Raw genomic sequence first — 16,389 nt, 5'->3', positions numbered from 1 at the left:
TTATTACTGTTGAGATTCAGGTTGCTCAATGGTTGCACGACAAATTAATGTATTTACAGTTTCAAGATCATCACCCCAGATTATCTGAGCATTTTCATCCCAAGTTATCTCGTTATAACCATCTTTTGGCCCTACCGAGGCAGTATTATGTTCAGTTGCATCATCCCAAGATGAATCATCAAAATCAGTTTTTAACCAATTGTTAGGCGCTTCTTTAGACATAAAAGTACAATAGCCTTCGCCAGCAACAGGGTTAGACTCTTGCTCACATAACTTGTTCAAAGGGGCTCGATGAAGTACTTCACATTTCCAACTACTATCTGTAACAGAAACAACTTCATTAGTATCTATATCAGTTACTTGCATAATAAAACCGCCATCACCCATTTGTTGGTTTCTGGCACCTATGTACTCTAACCCTGAATCATTTTGCTTAAAATCTTTAATAATCAAATTAAGCTGGATAGGATAATCCTCAGAAAAGATAACCCTTTCTGCATTAAAAGAACGCTCAGTGGTTATAGAGACTGAATCTTCAATAAGAAGATTTTCACCAACATATGCTGCAAACCAGTTGTCAGCCCATGCTTCTAGCTTAAAATGGTGTTCACCTGAAATGTTTGGATTAGTAGCATTAACAGTGACTAATGGTGTTAAAACATTTTGCTTACGCTTAGGTTCAGACTTAGGTCTGCCTTCTTGCTCTGTAGCTAAATTTTTCGCTGGTTCAGCTTTTGCTTGGTCACTGTTTCTGCAAAAAGTGCCTTCTTCAACTTTACCACCATTACTAATAGTTTTTTGTTTAAAATCATAGCAGCTATCCCCCTGCTTTGATGGCGTATAAGTCGTGAAATACTCTTCACCTTGATATGAATAACGCATAGTACGGCTGCCATCTTTTGACACTGTGTGAGTTAAGTTTTCAACACCACCTGCAGGTGGACGAAGATCAGCTCTTATTCCTTGCGTATCACCACTTAATGGAGCAACTCTAGGTAATTTTGCGGTATCAACTTCACCAACTAAACATTGAATGATATAAGGTGGAGTTACTGAGGTTTGATAACGATAACCAAAAGTGTCATCTGCCTGACCATTACACACATCTAAATCACCTTTACTGATTTCACTGCCGTCAGGATTCTTGTCGCCATACAATGGATAACCATCGTATGCCCAACCAATAATGCTATCATCGTCTTTATTTTTCATAGTCTCAATCATACACGTTGGTGACACATGATAATGATAGTCGTCACCTCGACCAGAATGCCCTCCACAGTTATCTAACTGCCCTAACACTAAGGTATCGTGTTTAGCATCATATTGACTGACATCTAACTCACCTTGCGATGAATAGTCATAAATAGGTACACCATTTACAGCTACGCCAACGGCAGCATCAATAGTGGTTAATGTATCTGCTTTTTTAGGTTCGAGTTTAATCGGTGCTGCATAACCTTGTGCAGGTACGGGAATTTGTTCATTAGTGCCCGTAATGCCTGTCATCATTTCATGATCAGGATAGGTAGAAGATGCAATGTAGGCATAGGTTTCATCGCAAATTACATCAACATTTTTATCAAAACCTGCGTCACTTACCGACTGTTGAATTGTAGTGCAACGAGCAGAATCAATGTGTTTAGTCAAATCAGGTTGAATAAAAGGAGCTGGCTTAGGTCTTTTTTCAACGCCTTTTTTCATCTCACCATTTGAACGTTTATTTGCTCCCCTCTCACCTTTTGCCCTCTGGTTATCACGATCATAACTTACAGTCATTTGTGCAGAATCTAACGTGATATCTTTCATTGCCGCTAAAAGTGTCTCTCGATCGACTTTTTCATGCTCATTAGAAACACTACGTTCAGGAAAAGTAACCGGCTCAGACAAAGCATAAAGAGTGTAAGTATAACTTTTCACTCCAGGACCTTTAGAGCACGGTGGCGCATATTCGTTTATATCGTTAACACTATTACTACCCAATAAACCGAGTGTTTCACCACTATTTATTTGTGTGGCATCCCCATTGATGTTGTACATCGTCCAGTACCAATGAACACCATCTGGTGCATTATGATGCATAATCAAGGTATAAGATTGTGTAGTTTCAGGTGCCCCACTCCAACTAAAAGGAGGGTTAACACTTTCACCATCACAAGTATAAGTAACAGGTAATTTACCACCGTCTTCCATAGTAGGGCTTATTAAAGTAAACGCGTTAGTATCACTATATTGCTGAGTTAATTCACTACCATTATTACATGCACTTAGTGATAAACTACACACTCCTACCAGTAAAGCTGCCCACGAATTTTTCATCATTTTAAACCCCAATAAATTATGCTTAAACATTAAGAATTCAACGTCAAAATTAACTATAAAAATTAAACGTTAATACTTTATTGTCGTAAGCTTAACCACCAAATGTAGGGCAATTATGTAGTTATATAATTTATTTATCATTTCATTACAGCTATTTTATCTCGAACATAATTAGTTAAAGATGACGCACTAAAAACAATTAGCTGAAATTTTTTACCTTATTCTCCTCTCTTCTTTTAACTAGATTATTATTTTTTTCTATTAAAGGAATGGTGTATGCCCAGGTCATTGATAAAACTATTAACAGGAGTGCTACTTATTGTAGGCTTCACTGTACAGGCACTTGAAATTGAAGAATTAGGCGATGGCTTATACCGCTTTATAGACGATAGACACCGCTCAGTATTTTTGATCACTCCACAAGGTGCCATTGTTACCGACCCTCTTAATAAAAAAGCGGCTACCTGGCTGAATGAACAAATTAAAACGCGTTTTAACGTACCTGTTAAATATGTCATTTATAGTCATAATCACAGCGACCATATTTACGGTGCAGAAGTATTTAAAAGCCCACATACAATCTTCGTTGCTCATAGGTTAAGTGCACAAGATATTAAAAATACTAAAATGAAAACAGTTAGCCCTGATCTAATATTCGATAACGAACTCACACTGACGCTAGGAGATTCAAACGTTAAACTTAATTATCATGGACCAAATGACGGTCGAGGCTCAATAAGTATGTTGTTTGAAAAACAAAAAACCTTATTTGTAGTTGATTGGATAATGATAGGTAGAATGCCATGGCAAAAACTGTGGAGTTACGATATCCAAGGTATGATTAATTCCACACAAGCTGTCCTTCATTATGACTTTAATACCTTTGTCGGTGGCCATGCTGACATGGGTAATAAGGATGATGTAAAACGCTATTTACGTTACCTAAAACAGCTGTACAGTAAAGTTACCGAAGGTATTTTAGCTGGTCAAACGCTTGATGAAATAAAGCAAAATGTCAAGTTAAGTGAATTTAAAGACTTAAGACAATATGAAGCTTGGCTGCCACTTAATATAGAAGGTGTATATGAACGATTAATGGAAGAGTCCGGCATGGGATGGCGAAGTGACTTGTAAAACTACACCATCAATCTAATACCAAAAAGTAATTGAGGTTTGACTCTAGAAGATTTCAAGGAGAAGTCAAAGATGATTTATTTTTGACTTCTTAAATATATTCAGTATTACAACAACCAACGAAAAATTATCGTTCGAAAGCAAGCATCTTACTCAGTGGCACTCTCTTCTTCTTTTTCATTCAATGAATCAACAAAGGCCTGCAATCCTTCTTGAACAAGATCGTAAGTGGTATCAATCGTATCACTTACTTCACCTTCTAATACATTCAAACCGCCCAATATGTCTTTCGCTTCACCAAAACCTTGATCAATGCCACTACCGATAACATCCATAAATGCATTAAGAGATTCTTCTTCACTCAGATCAGGATTTTGCTCTCTAAAAGCACCTAAAAATTGCGTACTAAAAGACACAATACGCTCTGCTGTTGCTTCAGGACTAAAATCAAGGCCAGACTCATAAGCATCTTCCACACTGCTTTCAACACCACTTACTTGCAATGCTTCATTAATACCTTGTAAAGCTGCTTTCAATGCTAATGATAAAGGTTGATCACCAAGTGAATTACTAAATTCTAACGTTGATTCAATAATAGCTGCATTAAGCTGTTTCTTTTGAGAAACCGCGATAGACTCCTGAACCTCGCCAGTTTGACCTGTTGTAACTTGCGGCTCTTCAACGCTGTTATTACTGTCTGTCGACTTAGTCATAGAACTGGTATCTTGGCTATAGGGATTTTTTGCCATAACGGTATTCATACTATTAATGGGTGAGCTCATGGTATTACCTTCATTAGTTAGCGCTTATAAAAGTGTATCGGCATTACTAAGTATAACTTAAGATTAAATTGTTTATATTTTATCCCCAATTTATTTCGTCTACTATATTATTTTTAGTCTGTTATTGTGAATATAAAATCACTTTAATGAAGCGATAACGTCTCTGACTTTCAGCATCACAACAATATAACTAAAAAATTCAATGTAAGTCATTTCATTAACTCAGTCCTATAGCCTTAGTTGGCAAAATTTATCTAACTTATTAATTTTAAAATATAAAAATGCTTGAAATTAAAGTTATTACTCTAATAATTTTAAAGTAAATTTTTTTTATGATTTGTAACTAACGATTTAAAAGAGAATTAAGACGTTATTAACCTCACTGATATTGCACTTAATTAAATGATTAACAACTGAATAAACAGGCTAAAATAAATTATTTTTTTAAAAAAAATTGTTTATTAGTGTTGGAAAACATCAAAAATTAAATTAGAATGAACGTTCACCCTAAAAGAGAGATTGGTTAACATGCAGCGTTCACGCGTCATTATTTTTATTATCACTGCTTTAGCAAGTGCAATTGTTTTATCTGGTTGCGAACAAAATCAGCAGGCAAATGCACCGGCTCGGCAGCCTACTCCTGTTGGCGTTATTAAATTAACAAGCCAACCACTAACACTTACAAAAGAGTTACCAGGTCGAGTGACTGCCTCACGAGTAGCGCAAATTCGTCCACAAGTAAATGGTATTGTACAAACACGCTTATTTACTGAAGGTGCTGAAGTTAAAAAAGGTCAAGCGTTATATCAAATTGATCCAGCAACATTTGAAGCGCAAATAGCAAGCAGTAAAGCAGCTATCAGTAAAGCGCAAGCAAATATTGCTAATGCAAAAGCTAAATCAGATCGTTATGCAGAGCTACTAGAAATAAAAGCTGTTAGCCAGCAAGACTATGATGAAGCAGATGCTAATTATAAAAGTGCGCAGGCTGACTTACTCACCGCACAAGCACAACTTAAAACAGCGCAAATTAATATTAACTATAGTAAGGTTTCATCGCCTATCAGTGGTCAAATAGGTAAATCTAATGTTACAGCTGGAGCTTTAGTAAGTGCTAATCAGGCAACTGCACTAGCAACAGTTACTCAACTTGATCCCATTTATATTGACCTTACCCAATCAAGCAGTGAATTAACACGTTTGAAAAAAGCTATTGCCAATGGCGAGCTCAATAAAGATCTTACTTCACAATCAAAAGTTGAGCTAAAAATGGAAGATGGCTCAGTATACCCGCATCAAGGCACTCTTCAATTTTCAGAAGTAATTGTTGACCCAAGCACCGGCTCGGTCACCTTACGAGCTGAATTTCCAAACCCTGAAAAACTACTGTTACCAGGTATGTATGTTAGAGCTGTCATTGTTGAAGGTGTTAAAGCTAACGCAATCTTAGTACCACAACGTGGTGTTAGTCGTAATAGTAAGGGCGAACCTACAGCGATGGTGGTTAGTAAAAACAACACTGTTGAAGCGCGCGTATTAAAAACTGACCGTACCGTAGGCTCTAATTGGTTGGTAACAAGTGGCTTAAATGATGGCGATCAAGTGATTGTTGAAGGCTTACAAAAAATAGCACCGGGTGCCCCTGTTAATGCAGTGCCAGCCGAATCAATCGCTAAAATTCAATAACGGAGCACATAAATGTCACGATTTTTTATCGATCGGCCTATTTTTGCTTGGGTACTTGCCATTGTTGTTATGTTGGCTGGTGTCCTTGCAATTAAGAGTTTACCAATTGCTCAATATCCGTCAATTGCACCACCTACAATTAGCATTCAAGCTAGCTATCCTGGGGCATCTGCACGTACATTAGAAGATACGGTTACTCAAGTTATTGAACAAAAAATGAAAGGCTTGGATGGCTTACTTTATATGTCATCGACGTCTGAATCTAACGGTTCAGCAACATTAACACTAACTTTTGATGCCGATACTGATCCAGATATTGCACAAGTTCAAGTGCAAAATAAACTTGCGTTAGCAACCCCATTACTACCTCAAGAAGTACAGCGCCAAGGTGTTTCGGTTGCTAAATCTGCCCGTAACTTTTTAATGGTTATCGGCTTTGTTTCAGAAAATGGCAGTATGAGTAATATCGACATTGGTGACTATGTAGCATCCAATGTGCAAGATATCATCTCTCGAGTAAACGGCGTTGGTGAAGTACAACTATTTGGTTCGCAATATGCGATGCGTATCTGGTTAGATCCAGATATGTTACAAAAATATAAACTAACCCCTTCAGACATCAGTGCTTCTATCAGTGCACAGAATGCGCAAGTATCAGCAGGTCAACTTGGTGCTTTGCCGGCAATGTCAGGCCAACAGTTAAATGCGACAGTTACTGCTCAAAGTCGTTTACAAACGCCTGAACAATTTGAAAATATTTTTGTTAAAACCAATACTGATGGTTCAGTTGTGCGTTTAAGTGATGTAGCTAGAGTCGAGCTTGGTGGTGAAAGTTATGCCGTTGTAGCACGTTTTAATGGCAAACCTGCCTCAGGTTTAGGTATTAAATTAGCAAGTGGTGCTAACGCACTTGATACAGCCGATGCGATTAAAGCTGCCCTTGCAGAATTAGAGCCGCTTTTTCCTGAAGGTTTAGCAACCGTTATTCCTTATGACACCACTCCTTTTGTTAAGTTATCAATTGAAAAAGTAGTCAGTACCCTAGTTGAAGCCGTCGTTTTAGTATTTTTAGTTATGTATCTATTTTTACAAAACTTCCGCGCAACATTAATTCCAACAATTGCGGTACCTGTTGTATTATTAGGTACCTTAGCAGTACTACAAACCTTAGGTTATTCAATTAACACTTTAACTATGTTCGCTATGGTATTAGCGATTGGTTTATTAGTGGATGATGCCATTGTTGTGGTTGAAAACGTGGAACGTGTAATGACAGAAGAGAAGCTTTCTCCTCTAGAAGCAACACGCAAATCAATGGACGAAATTAAAGGTGCTTTAGTCGGTATCGCAATGGTGTTATCGGCAGTATTTGTGCCTATGGCCTTTTTCAGCGGCTCTACCGGGGTTATTTATAAACAGTTCTCGGTCACCTTAGTTACCGCGATGAGTTTATCAGTATTGGTTGCCCTAATTTTAACACCTGCTTTATGTGCAACAATGTTAAAACCAAGCCATGTACATAATGATTCATCATTTATTGGTCGCTTCTTTATGGCCTTTAATCGTGGTTTTGATAAAACCAATGCTGGTGCACAAAGTTTTGTTGGTCGTATGATTAGACTAAGCAAACGCTATTTATTATGTTACGGCCTCATTGTTGGTGGCATGATTTATATTTTTGCACAATTACCTTCAGCCTTTTTACCAGATGAAGACCAAGGTATTTTGTTCAACTTAGTTAGTTTACCTGCGGGATCAACAACTGAGCAAACCTTGAATGTAGTGCAAAAAATGGAGCGTCATTATTTAGAAGATCAGTCTGATGCAGTGCGTTCAATATTCACGGTAACAGGTTTTAGTTTCGCCGGCTCTGGACAAAATGCAGCAATTGGCTTTGTTGGTTTAAATCATTGGGATGAACGTCAAGATCCAAACCTTTCTGTTGGTGCCGTTGCAGGTAAAGCAATGGGCTTTTTCTCAACCATAAAAGAAGCCTTTATTTTTGCATTCCCTCCTCCTGCGGTTATGGAGCTTGGTACTGCTAATGGTTTTACTTTATTTTTGCAAGACCGTGTAGGACTGGGACACGACAAATTACTCGAAGCGCGTAATATGTTACTTGGCATGGCTTCTCAAAGCCCTGTGTTAGCAGGCGTTCGCCCTAATGGTCAAGAAGATAAACCCGAGCTTGAACTCGATATCGATTTAGCCAAAGCGCAAGCACTAGGTCTAACACAATCTGATATTAACAGCACGTTATCTACCGCATGGGGTAGTAGTTATGTGAATGACTTTATTGATCGTGGTCGTGTGAAAAAAGTGTACCTGCAAGGTAGCGCTGAGTCACGTATGGTTCCTGAAGATTTAGATAAATGGTATGTACGTAATAGTAACGGTGATATGGTGCCATTTACCGCTTTTGCTCAATCATATTGGACTTACGGGTCACCTCGCCTTGAACGTTATAACGGTTTTTCAGCAATGGAAATTCAAGGTGCAGCTGCGCCAGGTTATAGTACAGGTCAAGCGATGGATGAAATCGAAAGGTTAGTTCAAAACTTACCTGCCGGTGTTGGCTTTGAATGGACAGGTATTTCATATGAAGAGCGTTTAAGTGGTGGCCAAGCACCATTATTATATGCCCTTTCGCTATTAATTGTATTCTTATGTTTAGCAGCATTATATGAAAGCTGGTCAGTACCTGCGGCGGTTATGATGATAGTACCATTAGGGATTTTTGGTGCGACCATGGCAGCCTTCCTAGGTGGTTTATCAAACGATATCTACCTACAAGTAGGCTTGTTAACAACCATAGGCTTGGCGTCAAAAAATGCAATTTTAATTGTGGAGTTTGCTATTCATAAAATGGATGAAGGTATGCCATTAGTTGAATCAGCCATTGCTGCAGTTAAATTACGTTTACGTCCAATATTAATGACATCAATGGCATTTATTTGTGGTGTATTACCACTTGCTATCGCGTCAAGTGCTGGCTCAGGTGCACAAAATGCACTCGGTATCTCAGTTATTGGTGGTACGTTAGCCTCATCATTAATCGTAGTCTTATTCGTGCCATTATTCTTTGTTTTAGTACGTCGAATTTTTCCTGGTAAACATAAAATTGTGACAGAGGATAAATCATAATGACATTTAAAACATTAAGCTTAGCTAGTCTAAGTGTTGTAGTGCTAAGTGCCTGTCAAATGGCACCACCACGTGAAGATATTGTACTGCCAGTTCCAGAAAGTTATGCAGTACAAGGCGAACAAGGTGATATTGCCAATTTACACTGGCAGCAGTTTTTTACCAATGAAAAACTGCAACAACTGATTGAACAAACACTGACTCATAATAAAGACATTAAACTTGCTGCGCTTAATGTTCAGCAAGTACGTGCACTTTATCAAATTGAAGACTCAGCTTTATATCCATCACTTGATTTTTCAGCTTCGGGTACGCGTCAGCGCTTACCCAGCGATTTATCATCTACAGGTAGTGCACAAATTAGTGAAAGCTATTCAGCTACCGTCGGTATGACAGCGTATGAGTTAGATTTATGGGGTAAGGTTCGTAATCAATCCGAGCAAGCACTACAAACCTTGTATGCGTCAGAGCAAACTCAAACGAGTGTGAAAATTAGTTTAATTTCTGAATTAGCCAATGCCTGGTTAAATTATGCAGCTGATAAAGAACAATTAACACTTGCAATGGAAACACTAAAAAGTCAGCAAGCTTCATTAGCATTAACCGAAAAGAGCTACGCGCTAGGCGCTGCTTCAAAGTTAACATTAGCACAAATTCAAAGCACAGTGGCCGCGGCAAAAGTTGATATTGCAAATTATCAACGGATGTTAAAACGTGATAAAAATGCACTTGATCTATTAGTAGGCAAACCTGTTGCAGCAGACTTATTACCCGTTGAGAGCTTGGATGAAGTACTAAACTTCCCCAATGTTCCCGTTGGTTTACCGTCGGAATTACTTGAACAACGCCCTGATATTAAAGCAGCTGAGTTTAAGTTATTAGCAGCGAACGCTAATATTGGTGTCGCTAAGGCAGCATTTTTTCCAAGTATTACACTAACGGCAAATGCAGGCACTGCTTCAGCTGATCTTGATAATTTGTTTTCAGGCGGAACTGGCACTTGGAGTTTTATCCCTTCAATAACGATTCCTATATTCAATATGGGGCGTAATCAAGCAAATTTAGATGTAGCACAAACCCAGCAAGAAATTGCCTTAGCCAGCTATGAACAAACCATTCAACAAGCGTTTAGAGAAGTTTCTGATGCACTTACGGATAGAGAGGGTTATATGCAACAGTTAAGTGCACTTAAAGAGCTATATAACAGTAATAAAGTATCCTTTACACTTTCTGAAGCACGTTTTGAAAAAGGTGCTGATAGTTATTTACAAGTGCTGGATGCACAACGTAATTGGTATAGTGCAGGACAACAGCTTATTAGTGGTAAACAAGCTTATATTACTAGCCAAATTAGTTTATACAAAGCAATTGGTGGTGGTTGGCAACGACCTACTCAACAGAGTAAATAATCGTTAGTGCCACAGAATTAATATTTTATCACTCGTTTATAAGTTCGTTGATTTAACTCATAATATTGTTAATTGAGGTCTTGTAAACTAGTGATAAGTATTAGGTTAAAGGGAAGCTGTGCTTTTCGGAGTTACTATGAAAGAAAAATCTAAAAGACAAACAGATCCTGCGATTGCGCAAGCTCGACGTGAACAAGTTTTATGCGCAGCTGCAGACTGTTTTAGACGTAAAGGTTATCACGGTGCCGGAATGGCCGAAATATCCAAAACGGCGGGAATGAGCGCAGGTCATATTTATAATTATTTTGCCAGTAAAGAAGCCATTATTGAATCGATTATTGAGCAAGATATGGAAACAATGTTCTCAATTTTTCAAGAATTTGAAGATCAATCTGGAGATTTAGTCACAATTTTAATCGATGGCTTAGATCATGCTGTAGATCATCATAGTGATGTCACTCAAAGGGCGCTTAATTTAGAAATGTTCGCCGAAGCTGCACGTAACGATAAAGTCTCAGAGCAACTACAAAAGTCTGACTGCTACGCAAGAAATAAAATGCGCAGCTTATTAGTAGGTGAACGTAGTTTAATAAAAGATCTCAGTGAGAAAGAGCTTGAAAGTCGCATAGAAGTAATGTTTTCAATGATAAGTGGCATTACCTTACGTAGAGCACTTAATCCAGGTGTTGATAAAGAAACTATTTTATTAGCATTGCGCCCCGCAATGCGTGTACTGTTAATGCCCTTTACTACTGAAGAGCCAATGGAATAGAAAGTTACTTTTATTTCAGTGCTAATATGTCTACAACGTATTATCCAAATAGACTGAAGCTAGTAACCCATTCAGTACGAAATAAAACATCAAAAACTCTCTCATTAAAAATTAGTAACAGGTTAATTTTGAGAGAGTTTTTTAATTAAAGCGTCATATTAACGGTACTATTTTCATCCATAGCCCTTTAACCCACTATCTAACTGTGTTTTTAACACCAGTAAATTTATATTCACCATTTTCAATAAAAACAAATAAAATTCTTAGGACGCTAATATAATTCCATAACAAAATTCCTAAGCTGGTATAAGTCTGGTATATTTTGATTGGCTTGGTTATAAATTTAGCTATTCTAATAGTGATAAATTTCGCTATTACGTTGAATATTAGCTTTGGTATTAACCATAGTGCTTAACTATTCATATTGAATTTTATACTCCCCGACTAACACATTACAAAAAGCAAAAATAAGGAATAAATATGTTTTTCCACCTGACAGGCAAAGGTTTTATTTTTGTTTCTATTTTAGTGCTCTTGTTATCAGCTTGCTCTTCTAATCCCAAATTAATGCCAACACCCAATGTATTTATAAATACGCCATACTCAGAAAAGGATATCCCAGAGGCGCTACGTGAAACCGGTATGGAGCTGATATATGTTACCGATCGTGGCACCTCGCAGAAAAAAATATAGAATATGATGCCAGTCGCTCATCATCAATTGCTTACGGTGTTGCCAAAGTAAATTTTGGCGATAAATCACTACCGTGGAATGAATTACTAGTACAAAGTAATCTTCAAGATCGCTCTACCGACTTAACTTATGTTTTAGAGCAAGTAGACGAGCAAGGACGTTTTCCTTTATCCCCTTATAAATTTAAAATCATAGAAGATCGACTTCAAATTGATGAAGAGATTCTAGAGAAAAAGTCTTTTCATGAAAATCAACTCAACCGCCAGATTAACCAGCGCTTAAAAAACAGTGCAAATAAAGATGTGGTTTTATTTGTACATGGCTTTAATAACACCTTTAACGAATCCGTATTTACCCTTGCAGGTATTTGGCACTTTATGAAACGACAGGGTGTGCCTGTGGTATATTCTTGGCCTGCTGCGGCCAAAGGTTTTAATGCCTACTTTGCAGATAAAGAATCAGGGCAATTTACTATTTTTCATTTAAAAGAAACCTTACGACTACTCTTTAAAAATCCTGAAATAGAAAAAATTCATATCATTGCTCATAGCCGTGGTACAGATGTAGTCACCACAACGTTACGAGAACTAATAATAGAAAATAGAGCCAGTGGTGGAAACCCAAGAAAAGACTTACGTATTGAAAACTTAATTTTAGCGGCTCCCGATTTAGATTTTGGTATTATCAAACAAAGATTAATGGCTGAACAATTTGGACCTGCATTTGGAAAAATCACTATTTACACCTCTCAAGAAGATAGCGCCTTAGGCATTTCTCAATGGTTAACAAATGGCTTGAGTTTTGGAAGATTAAACACAAAAGATGTTAATAAAAATGAGCAAAACATCTTTAATTCTGTTGGCAATGTTAGTTTAATTAAAGTACCAAAATCAGGTGGTTTAATCGGACATGATTATTTTCATAGTAACCCCGCGGTTAGCTCTGATCTTATTAACCTGATTTTATACAATGCAGCACCAGGATCAAAAAAGCGACCATTGAAAAAGTTAGAAAATAACTTCTGGTCGCTCGGTTTTGATTATTTAATTAATAAATAAGTATTTTGACGAACTATCAATTATTAGCAAGTTGCTTGGCTTGCGCTTTTAATTGCGCCAAATCAGCTTGATCATAATAACGATTATGTGAAACAACTCCAGTAAGTTTTTGCGTATTACGCACATCAATTAACGGGTTATCACTTAAGAAAATAATATCAGCTGTTTTACCTTTACTCAATTCGCCAAACTGTTCACTTTTACCTAAAAACTTAGGGCCGGCAAGCGTAGCTGATTGTAAAATTTGTAAAGGTGTTAAACCATAGTCACTAAAAATAGCTAGCTCCTGATGAAGTGATATGCCAGGGTAAATATAAGAATTTAAAAAGCCAGCATCAGTACCTGCAATAATGGACACACCTGCCTGTTGTGCCAACACAAGTAATTGAGCTGTTTTTATAAAACGTTCTTTACGTTGTTTTATTTGCTCAGGCGTATCTTTATTAGCTCTATCGACACGCCATTGATAAGTCGCTTTAAGCCCTTCACCAAGATAATTTAAAAATTCATCATTTTGGTGGTTATCTTCATCAATATAAGCGATAACTTGTCCACCAATTAAGGTTGGTACAACCGCCGTATTATTATTAGCGAGTACTGCGTATTTATTCAATGCAGTTTGTGTATCAATATTTGCCGTAATGATAGGTAAAGCACTACGGTAACTAAGTTCGCCAGACGCTACTTTTCTTGAGATTTCAGGCTCATTAATAGCTGCTGCTTTTAATAAGTAAGTCATATGCTCTATGGCATCTAATCCAGCATTAGAAACATCGGTGACTGATAATGAAAAAGGAATATGTCCCGATATTTGGTAACCACGTTTTTTAACTTCTTTAACCGCTTTTAAATAAAGCGCTGGTGTTAACGCACTATCGGTAATTTTGATAAAGTCGACATTCATCTCATCAAGGCTATCAATCGCCGCATTCATTTCTTCAACTGTTTCTACTTCAAGATCACCTGGCCAAATAGAATCTTTACCCTCAAGTTTTGGTCCTGAAGTGTAAATGGTTGGACCAACTAACTGGTTGTTATTTACTTGCTCACGCCAGCTTAACACTGACTCACTTAAATCAGCAGCAGCATCTCGAACAGTGGTAATACCGTAAGCAATATACAATGGTAAAAGCTGTTTATTCTCTGCAATTAACTCTTTACCACCACCAAAATGTACATGCATATCCCACAAGCCAGGCATAATAAATTGATCATTAGCATCAATATGCTGCTCAACAATATAATTATTTTTTAGTGAATGACTACTGCGTTCAATAATCACACCATCACGAATAGCTAATGACTGTTCTTTATTTAGTTCACCTGTTTTTACATCAACAATAGTGGCATTACTAATCACAATATCAGCGTGTTCTGTGGGTTTAGTGACACAAGCACTAAGTAGCAAACAAGTTGACAATAAAAGTGTATATTTCATATTTTTATCCTAAATTTTTTTCTTTAGATTATCACAATCATAAACGGTAACTAGTGGCTTTGAGTTAAAAGGTAAAAAAGATAGGATGACTGTTATAAGCTGTTGACTGCTAAAACAAATATTTCCTTTTTACTGTTCAGTTTTTTTAATATTCATTGGCTACTTTTATGTTTTTCACCAAAAAGTCTACAGCCGCTTTTACTTTGGGTACTAAGTAGCGCTGTTTTTGATACATCAAATACACTGCAAAGTCAGAATTTTGCGTGATCGCTAATTCATGCTCAAACTTAAGTTCTTGTAACTGCCCTGATTCTAAAAGTGAAGCGAGTGCCCATCGCGTTGACATAAGAATACCTTCACCATTACAGGCCTTTCTTGCTAACCAAGGACCGTTGTTTGAAATGGCTACAGCGGGCCCAGATACATCATGCCATTGACCATTCATTTTACATAACCAGGGTGTTGGTCCTGCTGGTGTTTTGAAATAAAGCCCTTTATGCTCTTTAAGCTCCATTACATTGTTAGCCATGCCGTACTTATCTAAATAGCTTGGTGAAGCAACAGGAATAAAGCCATTTTCCATTAATCGTATTGCTAAAACTCGCTCATTTGGCGCATAGCCACCGCGAATTGCAATATCGACATCATCACGTCCAAGTGTTGATAATTCGTCGCTCAAACTAACATCTAGAACAATTTCAGGATATAACTTACTGAATTCGTCTAACAAAGGCAGTAATATTTTATCACCAAAGCCTACCATCGAACTGATACGTAAACGTCCCATTGGCGTTGTTTGATAGCTACGCACAGTTTCATTACTTTGTGCTAGCTGATTCAATATTTGCTGTACATCTTTATAATATATTTGTCCTACTTCTGTTAGTTTAACAATTCGGGTGGATCGTTTTAACAAAGTGGCTCCTAAACTCTTTTCTAAATCAGCCACACGTCTAGATAATGATGATGGAGGCACATTAAAAACCTTTGCTGCTTTAGTAAAGCTACCCGTTTCAACGACTGTACTGAAATAGCGTATTGCACGAAGTTGATCCAACTTTTTTCTCCATAAATAATTTTTGCCTTATTATTGTCTTTAAAGCAATAGTGATTGGTATTTTCACCTATATATCATCATATTTAAATGGGTAATAATAGATTTTAAGTTAAACATTGCAAACTAACGCCGTTGCAATGTTTTAAATACAGACGCTTTAATTGCACTTTGCGCAATTAGAAAATTTTCACGTTAATGATGGAATACTGACTTATGATTACTCTGCACGGTTTTGCCGCTAGCAACTATTACAACCTAGTGAAACATGTACTTCTATACAAAAACCTGCCATTTAAAGAACACCTTATTTATGGTGGTAGTGATGAATTACTAGTAATCAGTCCAGCCGGAAAAGTACCTGTTATCACCACAACTGAGGGTCTTAACCTTTCTGAGTCGAGTGTTATTTGTGATTTTCTCGAAGAGACTTACCCAACCACAGCACTATACCCTGACGAGGCTAGTGAACGTGCGGTTGTTCGTCAAATTATGAAAATAGCAGAGCTTTATTTTGAATTACCAAGCAGACGACTTATTCCTTATGCACTGTCAGGCACCGATGCGCCTGAATCAGTTAAAACTGAAGTTCGCCAGGTATTAAAGAACCGTGGTATTAACGCCTTAAGCCGCTTGTGTAAATTTTCGCCTTGGATTGCAGGTGAACAATTTACCATGGCTGACATTTATGTTTATTACGTCAACACCATTGTTAACACTTTTGCTACTAGTCAACTTGAATGGGATGTACTTGCAGAAGTCGCTGGAATGAAAGAATGGAACAATAAAATGAGCCAATTAACTATTTCTCAAAAAGTAGAGGCCGACCGCCTAGCAAATATGCCTGAGTTTATCGAAAAAGTGACCGCTCAAATTAAAGCAGCTAATGCGAGATAG

General features: G+C 37.4%; 12 protein-coding genes. 8 read left to right on the top strand and 4 right to left on the bottom strand.

Going from position 1 to position 16,389, the window contains the following annotated elements; translation table 11 throughout:
- Positions 1 to 3: 3 nt before the first annotated feature.
- The gene (locus tag Q4503_RS14355; RefSeq protein WP_303602684.1) at positions 4 to 2,322 is read right to left on the bottom strand and encodes a YHYH protein; all 2,319 of its coding nucleotides are present in this window, start codon (positions 2,320 to 2,322) and stop codon (positions 4 to 6) included.
- Positions 2,323 to 2,598: 276 nt separating this feature from the next.
- On the opposite strand from Q4503_RS14355, the gene Q4503_RS14350 reads away from it, so the two are divergent.
- The gene (locus Q4503_RS14350; RefSeq protein WP_215974360.1) at positions 2,599 to 3,456 is read left to right on the top strand and encodes an MBL fold metallo-hydrolase; all 858 of its coding nucleotides are present in this window, start codon (positions 2,599 to 2,601) and stop codon (positions 3,454 to 3,456) included.
- Between the two features lie 149 nt (positions 3,457 to 3,605).
- On the opposite strand, the gene Q4503_RS14345 is transcribed toward Q4503_RS14350, so the two are convergent.
- Positions 3,606 to 4,238: a DUF5610 domain-containing protein gene (locus tag Q4503_RS14345; protein ID WP_303602683.1), complete on the bottom strand. Its 633-nt coding sequence runs from the start codon at positions 4,236 to 4,238 to the stop codon at positions 3,606 to 3,608.
- Positions 4,239 to 4,766: 528 nt separating this feature from the next.
- On the opposite strand from Q4503_RS14345, the gene Q4503_RS14340 reads away from it, so the two are divergent.
- The 6 genes from Q4503_RS14340 (at position 4,767) to Q4503_RS14315 (ending at position 13,000) form a co-directional block, all read left to right on the top strand.
- Positions 4,767 to 5,924, top strand: a complete 1,158-nt coding sequence (locus Q4503_RS14340) for an efflux RND transporter periplasmic adaptor subunit (protein WP_303602682.1) — start codon at positions 4,767 to 4,769, stop codon at positions 5,922 to 5,924.
- 12 nt (positions 5,925 to 5,936) lie between these two features.
- On the top strand, positions 5,937 to 9,068 hold the full coding sequence (locus tag Q4503_RS14335) for an efflux RND transporter permease subunit (protein ID WP_303602681.1): 3,132 nt from the start codon (positions 5,937 to 5,939) through the stop codon (positions 9,066 to 9,068).
- Positions 9,068 to 10,477, top strand: a complete 1,410-nt coding sequence (locus Q4503_RS14330; protein WP_303602680.1) for an efflux transporter outer membrane subunit — start codon at positions 9,068 to 9,070, stop codon at positions 10,475 to 10,477. The genes Q4503_RS14335 and Q4503_RS14330 overlap by 1 nt, the downstream gene beginning before the upstream one ends.
- A 136-nt stretch (positions 10,478 to 10,613) precedes the next feature.
- Positions 10,614 to 11,249 carry a TetR/AcrR family transcriptional regulator gene (locus Q4503_RS14325; RefSeq protein WP_303602679.1) on the top strand — a complete coding sequence of 212 codons (636 nt, stop codon included), beginning with the start codon at positions 10,614 to 10,616 and terminating at the stop codon, positions 11,247 to 11,249.
- 480 nt (positions 11,250 to 11,729) lie between these two features.
- A complete protein-coding gene (locus Q4503_RS14320; RefSeq protein ID WP_303602678.1) occupies positions 11,730 to 11,942 on the top strand; it encodes a hypothetical protein in 213 nt (70 codons plus the stop codon).
- 302 nt (positions 11,943 to 12,244) lie between these two features.
- A complete protein-coding gene (locus Q4503_RS14315) occupies positions 12,245 to 13,000 on the top strand; it encodes an alpha/beta hydrolase (RefSeq protein WP_303602677.1) in 756 nt (251 codons plus the stop codon).
- Positions 13,001 to 13,016: 16 nt separating this feature from the next.
- Here the strand turns inward: Q4503_RS14315 and Q4503_RS14310 are convergent, their stop codons facing one another.
- Together Q4503_RS14310 and Q4503_RS14305 are read right to left on the bottom strand one after the other, a co-directional pair.
- Positions 13,017 to 14,438 carry an amidohydrolase family protein gene (locus Q4503_RS14310; protein ID WP_303602676.1) on the bottom strand — a complete coding sequence of 474 codons (1,422 nt, stop codon included), beginning with the start codon at positions 14,436 to 14,438 and terminating at the stop codon, positions 13,017 to 13,019.
- 145 nt (positions 14,439 to 14,583) lie between these two features.
- Complete coding sequence (locus tag Q4503_RS14305; protein ID WP_303602675.1) at positions 14,584 to 15,495, bottom strand: LysR family transcriptional regulator; 912 nt, start codon at positions 15,493 to 15,495, stop codon at positions 14,584 to 14,586.
- Between the two features lie 213 nt (positions 15,496 to 15,708).
- Between Q4503_RS14305 and Q4503_RS14300 the strand changes: the two genes are divergently transcribed.
- Complete coding sequence (locus tag Q4503_RS14300) at positions 15,709 to 16,389, top strand: glutathione S-transferase family protein (RefSeq protein ID WP_303602674.1); 681 nt, start codon at positions 15,709 to 15,711, stop codon at positions 16,387 to 16,389.

The organism is Colwellia sp. 6_MG-2023, from assembly GCF_030547765.1.
GTDB lineage: Bacteria > Pseudomonadota > Gammaproteobacteria > Enterobacterales > Alteromonadaceae > Colwellia.
This window is presented reverse-complemented; position numbering and strand designations above follow the sequence as displayed.

Excerpts from the sequence above, each read along its gene's own strand:
- Q4503_RS14355 (WP_303602684.1), bottom strand. The coding sequence starts at position 2,322 with ATGATGAAAAATTCGTGGGCAGCTTTACTGGTAGGAGTGTGTAGTTTA.
- Q4503_RS14350 (WP_215974360.1), top strand. The coding sequence starts at position 2,599 with ATGCCCAGGTCATTGATAAAACTATTAACAGGAGTGCTACTTATTGTA.
- Q4503_RS14345 (WP_303602683.1), bottom strand. The coding sequence starts at position 4,238 with ATGAGCTCACCCATTAATAGTATGAATACCGTTATGGCAAAAAATCCC.
- Q4503_RS14340 (WP_303602682.1), top strand. The coding sequence starts at position 4,767 with ATGCAGCGTTCACGCGTCATTATTTTTATTATCACTGCTTTAGCAAGT.
- Q4503_RS14335 (WP_303602681.1), top strand. The coding sequence starts at position 5,937 with ATGTCACGATTTTTTATCGATCGGCCTATTTTTGCTTGGGTACTTGCC.
- Q4503_RS14330 (WP_303602680.1), top strand. The coding sequence starts at position 9,068 with ATGACATTTAAAACATTAAGCTTAGCTAGTCTAAGTGTTGTAGTGCTA.
- Q4503_RS14325 (WP_303602679.1), top strand. The coding sequence starts at position 10,614 with ATGAAAGAAAAATCTAAAAGACAAACAGATCCTGCGATTGCGCAAGCT.
- Q4503_RS14320 (WP_303602678.1), top strand. The coding sequence starts at position 11,730 with ATGTTTTTCCACCTGACAGGCAAAGGTTTTATTTTTGTTTCTATTTTA.
- Q4503_RS14310 (WP_303602676.1), bottom strand. The coding sequence starts at position 14,438 with ATGAAATATACACTTTTATTGTCAACTTGTTTGCTACTTAGTGCTTGT.
- Q4503_RS14300 (WP_303602674.1), top strand. The coding sequence starts at position 15,709 with ATGATTACTCTGCACGGTTTTGCCGCTAGCAACTATTACAACCTAGTG.